This is a genomic window from Caballeronia sp. LjRoot31, from assembly GCF_964253885.1.
Taxonomy (GTDB): domain Bacteria; phylum Pseudomonadota; class Gammaproteobacteria; order Burkholderiales; family Burkholderiaceae; genus Caballeronia.
Window position 1 is genome coordinate 1,671,226 of sequence record NZ_CAXURX020000002.1, and the last position, 15,127, is coordinate 1,686,352.

Here is a 15,127-nt window from a genome sequence, read left to right on the forward strand (position 1 = left end):
TGTGCGGCAACCGCCGCGTTGTGTTCCGGGAGTGCTTGTTCAGCCGACGTATTCGATCGCGCTTTCGCCGGCATGGGCCAGCGCGAAGCCGATCGGCTCCATGCTCTCCTCCAGCAGATGCGCGACGAGGCTCACGCTCCGCGCGACGAGCGGCACGCCTTTCAAGGCCTTGAGCGGAAAACCGACGTCGAGCAGCACGGCTGGAATCGCGCCCGACACGTTGATCGGCAATGCCCGGCCATAGATTTTCGGCACCGCGGCAGCGATCTCGCGCAGCACCCGCACGTTCGCGCCCGCGGTGCCGTGTTCGTCCGCCATGGCGAGCAAGCGCGTGGCGCGGGGATCTTCCTGCTGGTGCAGCGGATGCCCAAAGCCGGGTAACGGCGCCCGCCGCGCCCGCAGTGCCGAGATTTCACGCTCGACCACCTGTTCGAGCGTGCCCTCTTGCGGCGTTTTCGCGAGCAATCCGGCGAACAGCTTGCCCGCCTCTTCGGAACTGCCGAGGACGACCGACCCGCATCCCAGCAGGCCGGCTGCCACCGCGCCCTGCAAAGCCTCGGGGGCTGCGGCGAATGTCATGCGGGCGGCTTGTATGGACGGCACCAGCCCGTGTTCCGAAATCGACACCAGGGATGCGTCGAGGAACAGGCGCTGGACGTCCGTGGGCGGCTGGCCAGTCAGGAGCAGACAAAAGAAGTCGGTCAGGCTCATGTGGCCTATCAACTCCTTGCAGAGATCCCGGTTACGGACCGTGATGCTGTCAGGCGTTGCGGTAGAAATCGACGTGCGTAGCTGACTGGGTTTTCCGATTTGCATGGCGACCTTTGAAGATGCGATGGATAGCGATGTTTCAGCTGAAATAATTTCGGCTAACGCGCATTATTTCGGTAGACGAAACTGTAACGAAGCTCCGAGCTGATCGCCAATAGGTGGTTTCACCTAGCGAATATATTTTCGCACAGCGAAAATAATGCTGACCCATGCATGGTCCACACTTCCAGGAGCGCCGACGCAGTGAATCTGTAAACAACCAGTTCAACCGTTTTTCATTGTGATGGGAGCAACGGACACGCAAGCTCGAATGACTCGGAAGGGTCGGAAGGGTCGGAGGCGCTCGTTCGTTGAAGCCGGTAGCAGACGTTCGTCGCTGGCGTTAATGAATGGCTGGTCTTAAGCGATGAGCTGGCATAGCAAGGTTAACCGGCGAACGACCGCTCCGGCCGAACAGCAATCTTCCGAAGATCCAATCGTCGGCGCTTGCAAGCAACCCAACGAGGCCAAACGTCCCTGAAGTCGCCCTGCCCCGACGCTATGCGGCGAGTATCGCCGCGATAACCCGCGTTATCGCCGCAACCGGGCTTACGCACCCCTCTTGAGAAAACGTCAGCTAGAGCAGTTCGCCCGTACCAGCCGCTCGACGATGCACTCCTCACTGCTATTGTGTAGTTATCCGAACGAAACTGTATTCATGTGGAATATGAGCTTGCGTCAGATGTCTATTCCAAGGGTTGCGTATGGCATGTCGGTTACGCGAAAACATTAGATGCAGTCGTGAGCATCGTCGAGGGGAAGTATCGATCGAACATAGTCGCGCAACGCGAGTCGACTTCGGCTCACTGATCTGTCGACCCCAAAAAAACAGACGGACGAGCCAGCTTGATTGACGCGCTTCACACGTATATATGCTTCTGCACCGACTGACGCCGAACAACCGTACCTATTCGCCAGCGCAGGTCCGCTCCATCCGGAGACGGAGCTAAACGGTTAGCTTTTACCCGAACTTGAACGCTCCTACGTCACCGGTGGCTGCGACCGTAACTACCGCCGTCAGCGGACCGACGCCCGAAACCACAATAATTGCGTTGTCCGTCTTGTCTTCCCGCACCAACAGGCGCCCCGGAAAGACGCTAGCCGGTCCAAATTAGACCTTTACCTCCCGATTGAAGCGATCGATATACCCCTGACGCAAAGGCGCAAGTTTGACCCAGTCGATGGATTTGAAAGTGTCAAGTTCCGCAGCATTCCGAGCGTAATGCTGCAATCCTTTCGAATATGGGACCTGCGTATTGGTGGGTACAAGATAGTACGGCGCGTCGGCGAGTTTGTCTTGCACGCCCGCATCCAGCGCCGCGTTGATATACGCTGCCGCCAGCGCGGGTTCCTTGCTGTTCTTAACGACGTGCATCGACGTGAGCACGATGCCCCAGCCTGTATCGGGACGCGCCAGTTCGACCGGCACGCCTTTCGCCTGCAAATCGCCGACGTTGTTGCTGTAGTGCGCGCAAATATCAACCTGTCCTTGCTGAATCAGCGTCGCCAGTTGGCCAGGGCTCGACGCTACCGCACCAATGTTCGGCAGCAGCTCGCGCAGGTAGGCGAAAGCAGGTTCCATATTGGTTTCACTGCCGCCACGCATCTTCGCAACCTCGGTGAGCCATACCGGACCCACAGCTGAGCCAAATCCCACTACCCCCACGCGGCCTTTATATTCGGGCTTGAGGAGGTCGTTCCATGACGTGGGTGCGACTTTTATTTTTTCCGTATTGTAAGCAATGCCGACGACCTGAGCCGACACATAGACACCGAGACCATGCGGATCGACAAATTTCGCAGGAAGGTATTTCAGGTTCGGTAACAGCGCGGCCGGAATCGGTTCGATGAGCCCCTCCTGAACAGCGACCGCGAACGAGCCTTCGTCGGCGACGATAACATCGAATGGGGGGTTATTGCGGGCCGCGGCAGTTTTCGCGATGATCTCCAACGGCATCGTGGGCATCAAATTTACAGAACCGCCGCTCGCCTTCTCGAATGCAGGAATGAGGAAGCTGCGATGCGCTGTTTCCCATGCACCGGGAAAGGTCGCCGCAGCGATCCGGTCCGCCGCAAAGCTGCGGCGTGTACCGGCCGCACCGACCAGGGCCGCCGCGCCAACAGCTTTCAACACGGCGCGCCGTGACCGACTATATGTAGTGTTCATGCTGGATGCTCCTTTACGTTGTGAGGTAAATTGCGCGGCCCGGCGCACAGGCCGGCGCCTTATCTTGAGAGTGATCCGGCATCCGCCGGGTCGCCTGAATTGCATCTAGCGATCGAAGCGTGCCGGGTAGACCGCCGTATCAATGCCCGTTGCGCAGCAGCGGTCCCAGATACGCCGGTACGACGGAAACATTTTTTCGACCTTGGTTTCGCGGTCGGCGATGAGGGGCGCAAGTGCCGCCCACTCCGCCGCGATTTCCTCCAGCAGTGAGGTTTCGTCGACACGTGTCAGCCGGCCGTGCTCGAGCACCGGCTCGCCGTCGACAAAAACACTCGCCAGGTTTGCTCCGGTTTCGTTGAAAACGAGTTGCCTCAATGGATCGTTTAGTGGAACGAACGGAATTGAATCGGTACGCCACAAGCTCAGATCCGCCCGCATGCCAGGACGTATCTGGCCGATCATGTCGTCGAGTCCCAGCGCCTTGGCGCCCGCCGCCGTGGCCGCATGAAAGGCGTCGTCCGCGCCGACCCAGTGCGTATAGTCGTCGCCTCGCATCTTGTGGATCAGGGCCATCGCGTGCATGACTTTCAGCATGTTGGCATTTTCAATCGAGCCGCAGCCGTCGCTACCGAGGCTCACATTGACTCCGGCCTTGAGCATCGCGGGGACGGGTGCGATGCCCGAGCCCAGCTTCAGGTTGCTTTGCGGATTGTGCTGCACCGACGCCCCGCTCGAAGCCAGCAGGTCGATATCGCGCGGGGTCAGCCATACACCATGAATCAGACTGGTTGCAGGCTTCAGAAAGCCGATGCGATGCAGATACTCCACCATCGAACTGCCGTAGAACGCTTGCCCGGTGACCACCTGCATGCGCGTTTCCTGCACGTGAATGATCAACGGCAAGTCGTGCCGATCGGCGAGTTCGCGCACGCTCATCAAGAAGTCTTGCGTGCAACGCTGCGGCGCGCTCGGCGTCGCCAGGTAGCCAACGCGATGCTGGCGCGGATGGCGCGCGCGCGCCAGCGATTCGGCGTAGCTCAGGTACTCTGCAGCAGGCGTGGGCTGGGTCGCATCCAGATTGGCCAGCAGTACCGGGTCGAACTCTTCGTCGACGAATGGCAGTGCCCTGAAAAAAGGTTTGTCGAAAAGCGTGATGCCGACAAGCGCCCGGATGCCGAGATCCTCATATGCCTGGTACGCCGCTTCCACGAGCTCGGGCTGCAGCACCGGACTGGCGTTCATGTCGTCGCAGATCGTGGTGGTGCCGGAGCGCAGCGCATCGATCGCGCCGATCAACGTGCGCAGATAAACTTGCCGCGGCGTGAACGGAATGGGCTCCAGCGGCCGCACGTTGTTCATCCACAATTCGAGCGGTACATTGTCGTACCGTCCCTTATGAAAACCTTCATGGCTGTGCGTGTGTCCGTTGATCCAGCCTGGCGTGGCGAGCAGCGCGCGGCCATCAACCACTATGCCGCGCGGAGCTTGCGTTTGCGTCGCCACGACCTTGTCGATCCGAGTGCCGGCGATATGGATGTCCCAGCGCTGCTGCACTGGATCCTGCTGACGCAACCGATCCGGCGAACTGAGTATCCGGCAGCCCACGATAGTGCGTTCGTTCATGCTTTTTCTCCGCTGCTCTTGGCACGAAAGAACTTCTTGTCGAACCGCTGCTGCTGATCGTATATCTTGCCTGCACCGTAGGTTGCAGACGGATACGGCATGCGCAGGGCGACCGCTTCCATGCGTGGCGTATAAGTCGATTGACCACGCACCATGCGCTGGTTAAATTCGTCCCATTGCACGCCGTAGAACAGTGGCCACGCATCCGCGGCGGCGTATTCGAAGAACAGGATCCTTCGATCATGCACGCCATGATTGAATCCGGATCCGTGCACGGTGAACGGGTGGTGAATGGAGACCATGCCAGCCTTGCCGACCGCATGTTCCGCACGGTCGAGATCCAGTTCGGCGGGATCGATTGCACCGAAGAAGACACCGTCACTATGGTGATCGTGAAGCGGGCCACGGTGCGACTCCGGCAGAAAGCGAATCGGACCGTTCACTTCAGCGCACGGGTCCAGGCAGATCGCGACAATCGCCATGCCCGGGTAGGTATGCGGAATGAACGCCCAGTCCTGATGCCACTCCAGCGCCGAACCCACTGCAGGCGCCTTGATGTTGATCTTGCTGTGGTGGAGACGGATGTCGGGGCCGATCACCGCTGCGACCGCATCGAGGATGAAGTCCGCCCGCGCCAGCTTCCAGTAGAACGGGTCGATGTCCTGAGGCCGGCGGATACGTTGCACGCGCCGCCGCCCTTGTGCGTCGACTTCCGGCTCCCAGTCAAGCAGCGCAGACTTCTCGGCGTCGTCAGGAGCCCGCGCCAGCACGCGGTCGGTTACGGCACGCAGTTCTTCCAGCCAGTCCTGTGGAATCCAGTCGTGCAGCACAACAAATCCCTTCTCATGAAACGGCTGCCTGACCTGCAAATCGATATCGGTGATCATGTGCCATGCCTCGTGAAGAGCCGCATCAGCGATGCGCGCAAGTTTCGAACACCGTCGCAAGCATTCCGCCGCCGGGTACGCATTGATATTCCGCGCCACCGCCGATAAAGATTCGCGGCGAGCCGAGCGCGGCGCCGAATACGCCGCTCATCGCCGCGCGAAAGTGCCTGAACGCATGGATGTCGCTGTCGCTGCCCATCGTGGTCCGGGAGCCGCGCACGCGTCCGTCGGGCGGCGGGTCACCCTTGAAGAACCCGGCGAGCAACCGCTCGTGCCGCACGGCCGCGAGCGCCTGAAGGTCGAGCATGTCCGACATCTGGGTGCTCGCGACCTGCAACGCGCCACGCCATGCGGTGCTGTTGCCAAGCACCAGCGCGTGAATGCGGCCGTCTGTGTCGCCTGCGGTAACGGCAACACGCTTCACATGCCGGCTCGCCACCGGCCCCGCGCTGGTCCAGCGAATCTCCGGCCACTCGATCTCGTTCAATGCCAGTCCTGCGCCCAGCGCCGCGGCTGCGCGAATCGCCGGCTTGGACGCGTGAGCAGTGCGTGCAACCAAAGCCGCGTCCGACGGTGCCGACAAAACCAGTGCCGCGCTCATCCATGGTGAAAGCAGATGTACGTAGGCAACGTCGGACTCATCGAGCCCGGCGTCGTGGCGCGCGCGTTCGACGACATCGCGCGCGCTCAGTGCGTGCGCTTCATAGCCGATCTGGGTGGCATCGAGCGGTTCGGAAACGGCCGTGCCGATTGCCAGTGCCGCCGTCATCGACATGCGCTCACCCTCGCCCTGCAGCTCCTGCGTTTCGTCATCCACGCAGGCGAATACAACCATGTGCGGTGTCAGTATCCCTTCGCAGCCGCCCGAGACTACGCACATCGGTGCACGGGCATCCGCCCCCCGGGGCGCGGGCAGATGCGCCGACAGCGAACGCAGCGCAAGAGGCCGGCTCCAGTCGTTATCGAGCCCGTTGCCTTCTGTCTTGATGAAGACTGCGCGAATGCTGTCCGCTCGCAGCGGGCCCAGTTCGAGATCGCGTGCAAGGCCCGAACAATCTTCCGGATGCGCCATCTCGTAGACCAGGACGTGCGCGCGTCGCGTCATCGGAAATGCCTCGAGATACCTGTCATGCGCTCCATGACCACCATCAGTACAAGCGTCACCGCTATCAACACGCCCGATACCGCGGCCGCGCGTACGTCCAGGTTATCCTCGATGATGTGCCACATCCGGATCGGCAGCATTTCACTGCGCGCATCCGACAAAAATAGCGACACTGCAACGTTATCGAAAGAGTTCATGAACGCGATGAATGTGCCTGCTACCACGCCGCGCGCAATCAGCGGCAAGGTCACCGTGAAAAACATATAGCGTTGCGAGGCCCCCAGACTGCCCGCGCTTTCATGCAAGGCCGGGTCGATCTGCACGAGGCTCGCGATGGTCGTGCGCACAATGTACGGCGCGGTAATCGCTATGTGGCCTATCACCAGCGTCCAGAACGACAACCCTATGCCGGCCTGATTGAACAACATCAACAGGGCGAGTCCCAGTGCGAGACTCGGCAACATCAACGGCGACAGAAAGGCTGACTCGAGCACACGCGCCCAGGACTCGCGCCGGCGAGCGAGAGAAAGCGCAGCCGGGACCGCCGCCGCCACCGATATGCAGCACGCGAGCGCCGCCACCTGGAACGACAACGCGAAGGCTTCGAGAATTTCCGGCGAGTTGCTCCATAACGCCTCGTACCACCGGGTCGAGTATCCAGGCGGTGGAAATTTCAGCGAATACGCACTGGTAAAAGAGGTGATCAGAACGATCACCGTCGGCGAGATCAGTTGCAGCGCCGCGATCGCGCCAAGCCCTCCGAACACCAGTTCGAACGAACGGCGCTCCAGCGACCGGCCCGGCGATTTCGGTCGGCCAGCGGCCTTCGCGATGCTCGTTTCTCGTTGGATTTCACCCATGAATGAACCCCTTGCTGCGACGGCCGAACACGTTGATCAGAACAACCACGATAGCCACGAACGCGAGCAGCAGGACTGCCACCGTTGCAGCGAACGGATAGTTGCTGGCCTCGATCGCCTGCTGGTACATGTAGAACGGCATGAACACATGCTGGCCGCCGCCTACCAGCGTCTGCGTCACGAATGCGCTGACGCTCGACGCGAAAACCAGCGTGCAGCCGGCCAGCAAACCTGGCATCGACAATGGCAGTGTTATCCGGAAGAACGTGCGCCAACTGCCCGCGCCCAACGCGAGCGATGCTTGACGCAGATTCGGGTCGATGTTCATCAGCGACGTGATGAGTGGCAGCACCATCAGCGGCAACTCGATCTGCGCAAGTGCGACGACCACCGCGCCCTGCGTGAACAGGAGTCTGAGCGGCGCATCGATCAGGCCCGCATGCAGCAGCAGCGTGTTGACAATTCCCTCGCGCCCGAGAATAACGACCCAGGCGAACGTCCTGACCACTGCGCTCGTCAAAAGCGGCAACACGATGACAAGCATCAGCGGCCCTTGCCAGCGCGCTGGCGCACCCGTGTAGAGACTCGCGAGCGGAATGCCCAGCAGCAACGCAAGCGCCGTGACCTTCACACCCAGCCACAGCGTTTGAACCAGCACGTTGACGTTGAAACTGTCGGTGAAGAACTTGCTGTACTGGCCGAACCCGAAATGAATCAACGCCGGGTCGTTGTGCAAACTGACAAAGACGAGCAACAGCAGCGGGCCGAGCACGAATACAATGAAGAAGAGGCCAAGCGGCAGCGCCAGCGAAAGCGGCGAAAGGGCAACCGGCTGTGTATCGACGGCAATTGGCATGGCGATGGATGGCGAGGCGGCCGTCATGATGTCCCCGTTCAGGCCGCAAACACGCTGGCGGGGGAATCCGAGCGCAGGCTCACGCCGACCCGTTGCCCAACGGCAAAGCGCGGCGCTTCCGCTCGCCGCGGTTGTGTGATTTTTATCGGCTGGCCATCCGCCAGTGACAGCTCGTACAGCACCGAAGCGCCGAGCGGCAGGGCCATCTCGACGGTAGCATCGAGCGATGTCTGCGACGGCATGCCCATCACCAGATGCTCGGGCCTCGCGGCAAGCACCACCCCGCCGCTACGGGAGCAAGGCGTGGCGCGTTGCAGCATCATCTGGCCGCCTGTCGCGCAGGCCACCGAGAAGCGGCCGTCCGCATCCCGGGCGAGCCTGCCCGGCAGCAGATTCGCCGTGCCAACAAAGGTCGCGACAAATAGCGACGACGGCGTGTCGTAAATCGCCTCGGGCGAATCGAACTGCTCGACCCGGCCGGCGTTCATGACCGCGAGCCGGTCCGCCATCGACATCGCCTCTTCCTGATCATGCGTGACCAACAACGTGGTGATGCCGAGTTCTCGCTGGATACGTTTGATCTCGATCTGCATATCGAGCCGCAGATTCTTGTCGAGCGCGGCGAACGGCTCGTCGAGCAGCAGCACCTTGGGGCGGACCGCGAGTGTGCGGGCGAGCGCGACCCGCTGCTGCTGGCCACCCGACAGCTCGCGCGGATAGCGCTTGCTGTAGGCCGTCATCTTGACCATCTCCAGCATCGCCGCGACCGTCCTCGCGCATTCCGATTTCGGTACGCCCCGGGCACGCATACCATAGGCGACATTGTCTTCAACCGACATGTGCGGAAACAGCGCATAGCTTTGAAACACGATACCCGCGCCGCGCTCGCTGGTGGAAAGACGGTCGACCGTGTCCGCACCAATGCGCACCGAGCCGTGGCTTTGCCTGAGCAAGCCGGCAAGAATCCGCAGCAACGTGCTCTTGCCGCAGCCGGATGGCCCCAGCAGCGCGACCAGTTCGCCACCCTCGATCGAGAGATTGAGATCCTCTATGACGGACGTCGCGCCGAATCGGTGCTGGATATTTTCCAGCGCGACGGCAACGCCCTGACGCACGCGGGTGCCCGGCTCTGCCGTCATGTCGAAACCTTGAGATGAAAGTGGCACGTCGGGTGCGCCGCGCGAATGCCTGAATACATGGCCGATCTCCTGTGAGGTCCGGTGAGGTCCTGTGCGTCAGGGCTGGAACCGATACGCTGCTGGCATCGCGAATCCGGACAGAACCTTGTGCGGCCCGCTGCGCGGTTCGAGCGAATGTCGCGGCCGCGCGAGTTGCGGCCTCAGCGCCTTCAAAAACAGGCCCCGCCCGTATGCGCCCGTGGGCCGGGTACCGTCCCAGACCACTTCGCCACGCGAAAGCGTGCAGGCGGGCCACGCCCTCATCCGCCAGCCCTCATACGGCGTGTAGTCGACGTTGTGATGCAGATGGTCGTTGCTCAGCACGAACTCGTGCTCCGTATCCCAGATCACCAGGTCGGCGTCGCTGCCAATCGCGATCGATCCTTTTGCCGGATAGAGCCCGTAAAGCTTCGCCGCATTTGTCGCCGTCAGCGCGACAAATGCATGAATGTCGATGCGTCCGCTCAGCACGCCGTCCGACATCAGCAACGGCATGCGGGTTTCGATCCCCGGCATACCGTTCGGCACGCGATCGAACGACGGGTTGTCGCCCGCTGTCAACTTGCCGCCAGGGCCCGCGTATGTGAACGGCGCATGGTCCGATGACACCAACTGGAACGTACCGTTATTCAAGCCATCCCAGACCGCCTGGCGGTTCGCCTCGTCGCGTGGCGGTGGGCTGCAGATGCACTGGTATCCGCGCGCGCCATCGTCGAGCATGTCATCGGTGAGCAGCAGATAATGCGGGCAAGTCTCGGCAAACACTGACAGTCCCCGCCCTTGCGCCCAGCGAATCTGGTCGATCGCCTCCGCACCCGACACGTGAACGATCAGGATCGGCGTATCGACGAGCTCGGCGAGACTGATTGCCCGATGCGTCGCCTCGCGTTCGACCAGCATGGGCCGTGAAAGCGCATGCCCGATAGGCGCGGTGATGCCCTGCTCGAGCAGCGCCTCGGTAAGCCACGCGATGCAGTCGGCGTTCTCCGCATGGATCATGGTCATCGCGCCATGTTTGCGGGCTGTGGCCAGGACCTCGATCATCTGCCGGTCATCGAGCTTGAGCGCGTCGTACGTCATATAGATCTTGAACGACGTGTAGCCCTCTTCGATCAGTTGCGGCAATTCTTCGTGAATAACGTGCGGCGTCGGATCGGTCACGATCAGGTGAAACGCATAGTCGATCACCGCCCGGCCCTCGGCGCGCCGGTGATAGTCGTCAATCGCCGCGCGAAGCGACTGGCCCTTCTGCTGGCACGCGAATGGGATGACGGTTGTGGTTCCGCCGCATGCAGCCGATACCGTGCCGCTCGTAAAATCGTCGGCCATCACCGAGTCGTCGCCCGTCGGCTGGTCGAGGTGGCAGTGTCCGTCCACGCCGCCTGGCGTGACCAGCCGCCCGTTCGCGTCTATCTCCTGCAAGCCGGCGGCGAGCTTCACGCCGAGCGCCGCAATGCGTCCGCCGATGATGCCGATGTCCGCGTGAAAGCGGTCCACAGCAGTGGCAATGTCCGCGCGGCGGATGACGAGGTCGAAGGTTTCGTTAATCACGTCAGGTCCGCGAACAGGCGGCCCCATCCTTTGACGCGAGCGGTATCGACGCGTGCGAGTTGCAACGATTTCCACACTGCCGTCGATATCGAGTCGTAGATCGGAATGCCGAGTTCAGATTCGAGTTCGGCTGCGAGCGGCGCGCCCGCCAGATTGGTGCACAAGATAGCGATCGCATCGGGCTTCGACGCCGCAACCTCACGCACCATCGTATGGATCTGGCTCGCGCTGACTTCCGAAAAGGAAAAATTGTCCTGCAGCTTCAAATGCCGCTCCGCGACGCATTCGAATCCGGAGCTGGCATAGTTTCGGACGATCCGTTCCTGCACATCGTCGCGATACGGCGTGACGAGACCAAAGTGGCGCACTCCCGTGCGCTCGAAAATCTCGTTGAGCGCAAGGACCGACGTGCATGCGGCAATGCCGGTGCGCTCAGTGATCAGGCGGCACAAACGCTCGTCGGCATCGAAACCCAGCCACCCTGCGGACGTCCCATTCCACGCGATCACGTCGAGGCGGGCATCGGCAAGCAAGTCGACGGCCGCCAGAATTTCCTTGTCATTGAATTGATCGAGCGCGCGATCGGTGAGCCCGATTTCGGTCACGCGAAAACGTCCAAAGTGCGCGCTGACCTCGGACAGTCCAGCCAGCATCGCAGCCGTCACGGGCTCGAGCGTGGTGTTGGACGATGGCGTCAGCATGCCGAGCAAAGTCCGTTTTGTCATGATGGAATCAGACATCGTTTTGTGAATCTCCTTTCGCCCTCGCCGTTTCAATATCCGCCTGTTGGATTGATCGGTGGTGAGGAGCGCCAATCACATTGGCGCAAGCTTCATGCCAGAATGTAGAGTCTATTGCATGCAATTATTTTAGTGATCGTATGCAATGCTGGACAAGCGATTTGCCCCAAGCGGGATAGGTTTCCTGCCCGGTGCTCACAACATGTGCATGGACTCACGAAGTACTGTATCTGTGCAAAGCGGCACCGCTAGAACGATTTTCAGCACTGCTGCGGTGCGATGCAAGGCTGCTGCCCGTCTTCATGTGCTCTTCGTTATCGGAAGTTGCTTTAAATCCCGCTCAAGCCACTTTATAATGAAGCTGATGCTGTACCTATGTCCGCTTATTACTTTGTATACAAACTGTATACAAGCCGAACCGATTGATTTCAGGTTATCGACAGGAGAGATTTTTGGCTGCGCCCTTTCTCGAGCCCGCTGAGGCGGCGCGATCCGGCAAGACTTATAGCAACGAAGAAATCTACGCACGGCTGCACAAAGCCGTGCAGGAGCAGCGGCTGGCGCCGGGTACGCGTCTTATCGAGGATCGGCTGGCGGAGCTGGCAGGCGTTAGCCGCACCAAGATTCGCGAGGTCTTGGGCAGGCTGGCGCACGAGGGACTCGTCACGTTGGTCCCTAACCGTGGCGCATTTATCGCCAGTCCTAGTGTCAAACAGGCACGGGATGTGTTCGTGACGCGTCGCATGGTCGAACCGGATATGGTACGCATGCTATGCAATACGATCACGCCGGCGCAGATTCGCGCGTTGCGCCGGCATAGCCGGCTAGAAAAAGAAGCGCGTGCAAAGGATGACCGTCCGACGATCATCCGGCTGTCCGGCGAATTTCACACGCTCATCGCGGAGATGGCTGACAACGAGATCCTGCTGCGACTGATGCGCGAATTGACGTCGCTCACCTGCCTGATCATCACGCTCTACGACAAGCCGAACGTGCCCGCATGCCCGCATACGGAACACGTCCATCTTATCGATGCCATCGAGGCGGGCGACGCCGAACTCGCGGCGTCCTGCATGACTGAACATCTGGCCCATGTCGCAGAGACCTTGAAGCTGGACGCGCCTCAGAACGACACTCCGAATCTCGAGTCACTGTTCGACTAAGGGCTTTCCGACGTGCAGGGAATAAGCTTGACGCAACGCGCGTGGGGAAAGGCACCGTCAACGCACCGAAGGCCGCAAACCAGACGGGCGAGATGCTGCCATAGACAGAATTCACGGCCGTGGACACAGCATCCAGGCCATGACCTGGGTTCACGAGCACCGCAAACCCGAGCACTGTGAACTGCCCTGCCAACCGCATCCTGGTCTGTGGTTTCATGGTCGACTCCGCCCGCGTGACCGTTGGTCACGTCGCCTGCATCGGTAGTTCGCACGGCAAGAAAATTGCCCTCACGTTGTCCAGTCCCTTGCCATGCGTACGCCAGAAGTCGCGCACTTTGGCATCCAGGTCGATGAGTTCGATGCAGTGCGGGAAACGGTGATGCGCAATCTCGATGTGTTCGTGATGCAGCCGGTCACCTTTCAGGTAACCCGCATGGACGCGATGCAAGAGCGCCTGTTCGATACCCGCTTCCTTCGCATGGCGAAGTAAGTGCGCGGCAAGGCTCGGTCGCGACACCCGATGCCAGAAGCGTGTCGGACGAGCCCTTTCGGAATGGTGGAAATACAGGCGAAGTGAAATCAGCTGAGTCATGGTGATGGGCAGGGAAGTGTTGGAAGCGTTCAGGATTGCGCGGAGACGGTCGCGGCCTTGCGGCGCGCGCGGCGCCAGGCCGGGATATCGGCCAAGCGCATGCCGGCCGGAATGAGCGGATGTTTTGCGTGGCCGACCCGTTGCGCGCGGTAAATTCCCGTGTGACCGGAAAAGAGGTAACTGACCACGCACGCCAAGGCGGCATACACGCCGATCTGAGGACCAAAGAGTTCGATTGCCATCACCGTCGACGCGATCGGGGTGTTCGCCGCACCGGCGAACACGGCGACAAAGCCGAGCCCCGCGAGCACCGGTATCGGCAACGCCAGGATGTGACCCAGTGCGTTGCCAAGCGTGGCGCCAATATAGAAGAGCGGAGTCACCTCGCCGCCCTTGAATCCTGACGCAAGCGTGACCACGGTGAAGCCGAATTTGCCGGCAAAGTCATAGACCGGCAATGGACCGTTGAAGGCCTGCACGATGGTCGGTATCCCGAGACCCAGGTACTGCGGAACGTTCAGGACGGTGGCAAGGATCGCCACCACGGCACCACCAACTACGGGCCGAAAAGGCGCATAGGCGATCTTGCGTTTGATGAGGGCGGACAACGCATGCGTCGAGTCGGCAAAGAGCATCCCCACTACACCGAATGCGATACCGGCAATGATCGCGGATCCAAACCCGAGGGCCGTGACGGGCGGCACGAACGGGATCGAATACACGGTGTGGTGAATGCCCCATAGACGGCATACCGCGTCGGCCACGACAGACGCGGCGAGACACGCCAGCAACGCGTCATAGCGCAGGCGGCCGATCGCAAGCACCTCAAGGCCGAAGATCGCGCCGGCGAGAGGCGTGCCGAAGACCGACGAAAAGCCCGCTGCGATGCCGGCCATCAGCAGGATGCGACGGTCCTCTCGACCTAGATCGAAGAGGTGCGTGACCCGGTCAGCCAGCGCCCCGCCCATCTGGACCGCTGTGCCCTCGCGGCCCGCGGAGCCGCCGAACAAGTGAGTGATCACGGTGGCCACCAACACGAGCGGCGCCATGCGCTTGGGCACGATCTTCTGCGGATCGTGAATCTCGTCGATCAGCAGGTTGTTGCCGCCCTCGACGCTCTTGCCGACGCGGTGATAGATCCAGCCGGTCAGGAACCCCGCGAACGGCAGCAACCAGACGAGCCACGGATGATCCAGGCGTGTATCAGTGGCGCGGTCCAATGCAAAGAGGAAAAGTGCGGAGGCGGAGCCAGCCAGGGCGCCGAGCACGGAGGAAAGCAGCAGCCAACGCGCCAGATACGGCACCATGGCGATCTGTTCGACAGACTTGAGACGTTTCATGATTTTTAGGTTTGACAGAACATCAAACCTGGGCGACAGGGCGTCGCACGGACGACCTACGACCTCCTGCACCCAGGAACTCGTAGGCATCATCAGCCGAAGGATCGGCGGTTGTTTGGAGGAATGCCATCTCCAGAAACACGGATTTTACGGATTAAATTTGCGCAACGCAACAACGGCGTGCGCCAAGAGGCGCATGACATAGGTCACAATACATAGGTCACAACAGCGCGTTCGCCAGTATTCTGCAAGGGG

13 protein-coding genes and 1 riboswitch are annotated in these 15,127 nt (G+C 61.0%); of the genes, 1 reads left to right on the forward strand and 12 read right to left on the reverse strand.

The window, feature by feature from the left end:
- Window positions 1-39 precede the first annotated feature (39 nt).
- From ACSQ8V_RS25890 to ACSQ8V_RS25935, 10 genes are all read right to left on the reverse strand, one after another.
- Entirely contained in the window at window positions 40-816 is a 777-nt protein-coding gene (locus ACSQ8V_RS25890; RefSeq protein WP_213765720.1) for a citryl-CoA lyase, read from the reverse strand.
- Between the two features lie 1,105 nt (window positions 817-1,921).
- Window positions 1,922-3,025, reverse strand: a complete 1,104-nt coding sequence (locus ACSQ8V_RS25895; protein ID WP_436207592.1) for an extracellular solute-binding protein — start codon at window positions 3,023-3,025, stop codon at window positions 1,922-1,924.
- Window positions 3,026-3,082: 57 nt separating this feature from the next.
- On the reverse strand, window positions 3,083-4,600 hold the full coding sequence (locus tag ACSQ8V_RS25900; protein WP_436207593.1) for an amidohydrolase family protein: 1,518 nt from the start codon (window positions 4,598-4,600) through the stop codon (window positions 3,083-3,085).
- Complete coding sequence (locus ACSQ8V_RS25905; protein ID WP_436207594.1) at window positions 4,597-5,487, reverse strand: phytanoyl-CoA dioxygenase family protein; 891 nt, start codon at window positions 5,485-5,487, stop codon at window positions 4,597-4,599. The genes ACSQ8V_RS25900 and ACSQ8V_RS25905 overlap by 4 nt, the downstream gene beginning before the upstream one ends.
- A 25-nt stretch (window positions 5,488-5,512) precedes the next feature.
- Window positions 5,513-6,592 (reverse strand): ring-opening amidohydrolase, encoded by a 1,080-nt coding sequence (locus ACSQ8V_RS25910; protein ID WP_436207595.1) that lies wholly within the window; start codon window positions 6,590-6,592, stop codon window positions 5,513-5,515.
- Complete coding sequence (locus ACSQ8V_RS25915) at window positions 6,589-7,452, reverse strand: ABC transporter permease (protein WP_436207596.1); 864 nt, start codon at window positions 7,450-7,452, stop codon at window positions 6,589-6,591. Before ACSQ8V_RS25915 ends, ACSQ8V_RS25910 begins: the two co-directional genes overlap by 4 nt.
- On the reverse strand, window positions 7,445-8,335 hold the full coding sequence (locus ACSQ8V_RS25920) for an ABC transporter permease (RefSeq protein WP_436207597.1): 891 nt from the start codon (window positions 8,333-8,335) through the stop codon (window positions 7,445-7,447). The genes ACSQ8V_RS25915 and ACSQ8V_RS25920 overlap by 8 nt, the downstream gene beginning before the upstream one ends.
- 11 nt (window positions 8,336-8,346) lie before the next feature.
- Window positions 8,347-9,447 carry an ABC transporter ATP-binding protein gene (locus ACSQ8V_RS25925; protein WP_436207598.1) on the reverse strand — a complete coding sequence of 367 codons (1,101 nt, stop codon included), beginning with the start codon at window positions 9,445-9,447 and terminating at the stop codon, window positions 8,347-8,349.
- A 96-nt stretch (window positions 9,448-9,543) separates the two neighbouring features.
- Entirely contained in the window at window positions 9,544-11,034 is a 1,491-nt protein-coding gene (gene hydA / locus ACSQ8V_RS25930; protein WP_436208014.1) for a dihydropyrimidinase, read from the reverse strand.
- Window positions 11,034-11,762, reverse strand: coding sequence for a maleate cis-trans isomerase family protein (locus ACSQ8V_RS25935; protein ID WP_436208015.1), 729 nt, complete (start codon window positions 11,760-11,762; stop codon window positions 11,034-11,036). Before ACSQ8V_RS25935 ends, hydA begins: the two co-directional genes overlap by 1 nt.
- Window positions 11,763-12,229: 467 nt before the next feature.
- Here ACSQ8V_RS25935 and ACSQ8V_RS25940 point away from each other — a divergent pair, with 467 nt between their 5' ends.
- The gene (locus ACSQ8V_RS25940; protein WP_436207599.1) at window positions 12,230-12,940 is read left to right on the forward strand and encodes a GntR family transcriptional regulator; all 711 of its coding nucleotides are present in this window, start codon (window positions 12,230-12,232) and stop codon (window positions 12,938-12,940) included.
- A 244-nt stretch (window positions 12,941-13,184) separates the two neighbouring features.
- Here ACSQ8V_RS25940 and ACSQ8V_RS25945 read toward each other — a convergent pair whose 3' ends face one another.
- The gene (locus ACSQ8V_RS25945) at window positions 13,185-13,532 is read right to left on the reverse strand and encodes a DUF190 domain-containing protein (protein ID WP_309788488.1); all 348 of its coding nucleotides are present in this window, start codon (window positions 13,530-13,532) and stop codon (window positions 13,185-13,187) included.
- Between the two features lie 29 nt (window positions 13,533-13,561).
- Window positions 13,562-14,872 carry a voltage-gated chloride channel family protein gene (locus ACSQ8V_RS25950; RefSeq protein ID WP_436184503.1) on the reverse strand — a complete coding sequence of 437 codons (1,311 nt, stop codon included), beginning with the start codon at window positions 14,870-14,872 and terminating at the stop codon, window positions 13,562-13,564.
- A gap of 76 nt (window positions 14,873-14,948) precedes the next feature.
- A riboswitch (Fluoride riboswitch) is annotated at window positions 14,949-15,015 on the reverse strand.
- Window positions 15,016-15,127 lie beyond the last annotated feature (112 nt).

Excerpts from the sequence above, each read along its gene's own strand:
- ACSQ8V_RS25890 (WP_213765720.1), bottom strand. The coding sequence starts at position 816 with ATGCAAATCGGAAAACCCAGTCAGCTACGCACGTCGATTTCTACCGCA.
- ACSQ8V_RS25900 (WP_436207593.1), bottom strand. The coding sequence starts at position 4,600 with ATGAACGAACGCACTATCGTGGGCTGCCGGATACTCAGTTCGCCGGAT.
- ACSQ8V_RS25905 (WP_436207594.1), bottom strand. The coding sequence starts at position 5,487 with ATGATCACCGATATCGATTTGCAGGTCAGGCAGCCGTTTCATGAGAAG.
- ACSQ8V_RS25910 (WP_436207595.1), bottom strand. The coding sequence starts at position 6,592 with ATGACGCGACGCGCGCACGTCCTGGTCTACGAGATGGCGCATCCGGAA.
- ACSQ8V_RS25915 (WP_436207596.1), bottom strand. The coding sequence starts at position 7,452 with ATGGGTGAAATCCAACGAGAAACGAGCATCGCGAAGGCCGCTGGCCGA.
- ACSQ8V_RS25920 (WP_436207597.1), bottom strand. The coding sequence starts at position 8,335 with ATGACGGCCGCCTCGCCATCCATCGCCATGCCAATTGCCGTCGATACA.
- ACSQ8V_RS25925 (WP_436207598.1), bottom strand. The coding sequence starts at position 9,447 with ATGACGGCAGAGCCGGGCACCCGCGTGCGTCAGGGCGTTGCCGTCGCG.
- ACSQ8V_RS25935 (WP_436208015.1), bottom strand. The coding sequence starts at position 11,762 with ATGACAAAACGGACTTTGCTCGGCATGCTGACGCCATCGTCCAACACC.
- ACSQ8V_RS25945 (WP_309788488.1), bottom strand. The coding sequence starts at position 13,532 with ATGACTCAGCTGATTTCACTTCGCCTGTATTTCCACCATTCCGAAAGG.
- ACSQ8V_RS25950 (WP_436184503.1), bottom strand. The coding sequence starts at position 14,872 with ATGAAACGTCTCAAGTCTGTCGAACAGATCGCCATGGTGCCGTATCTG.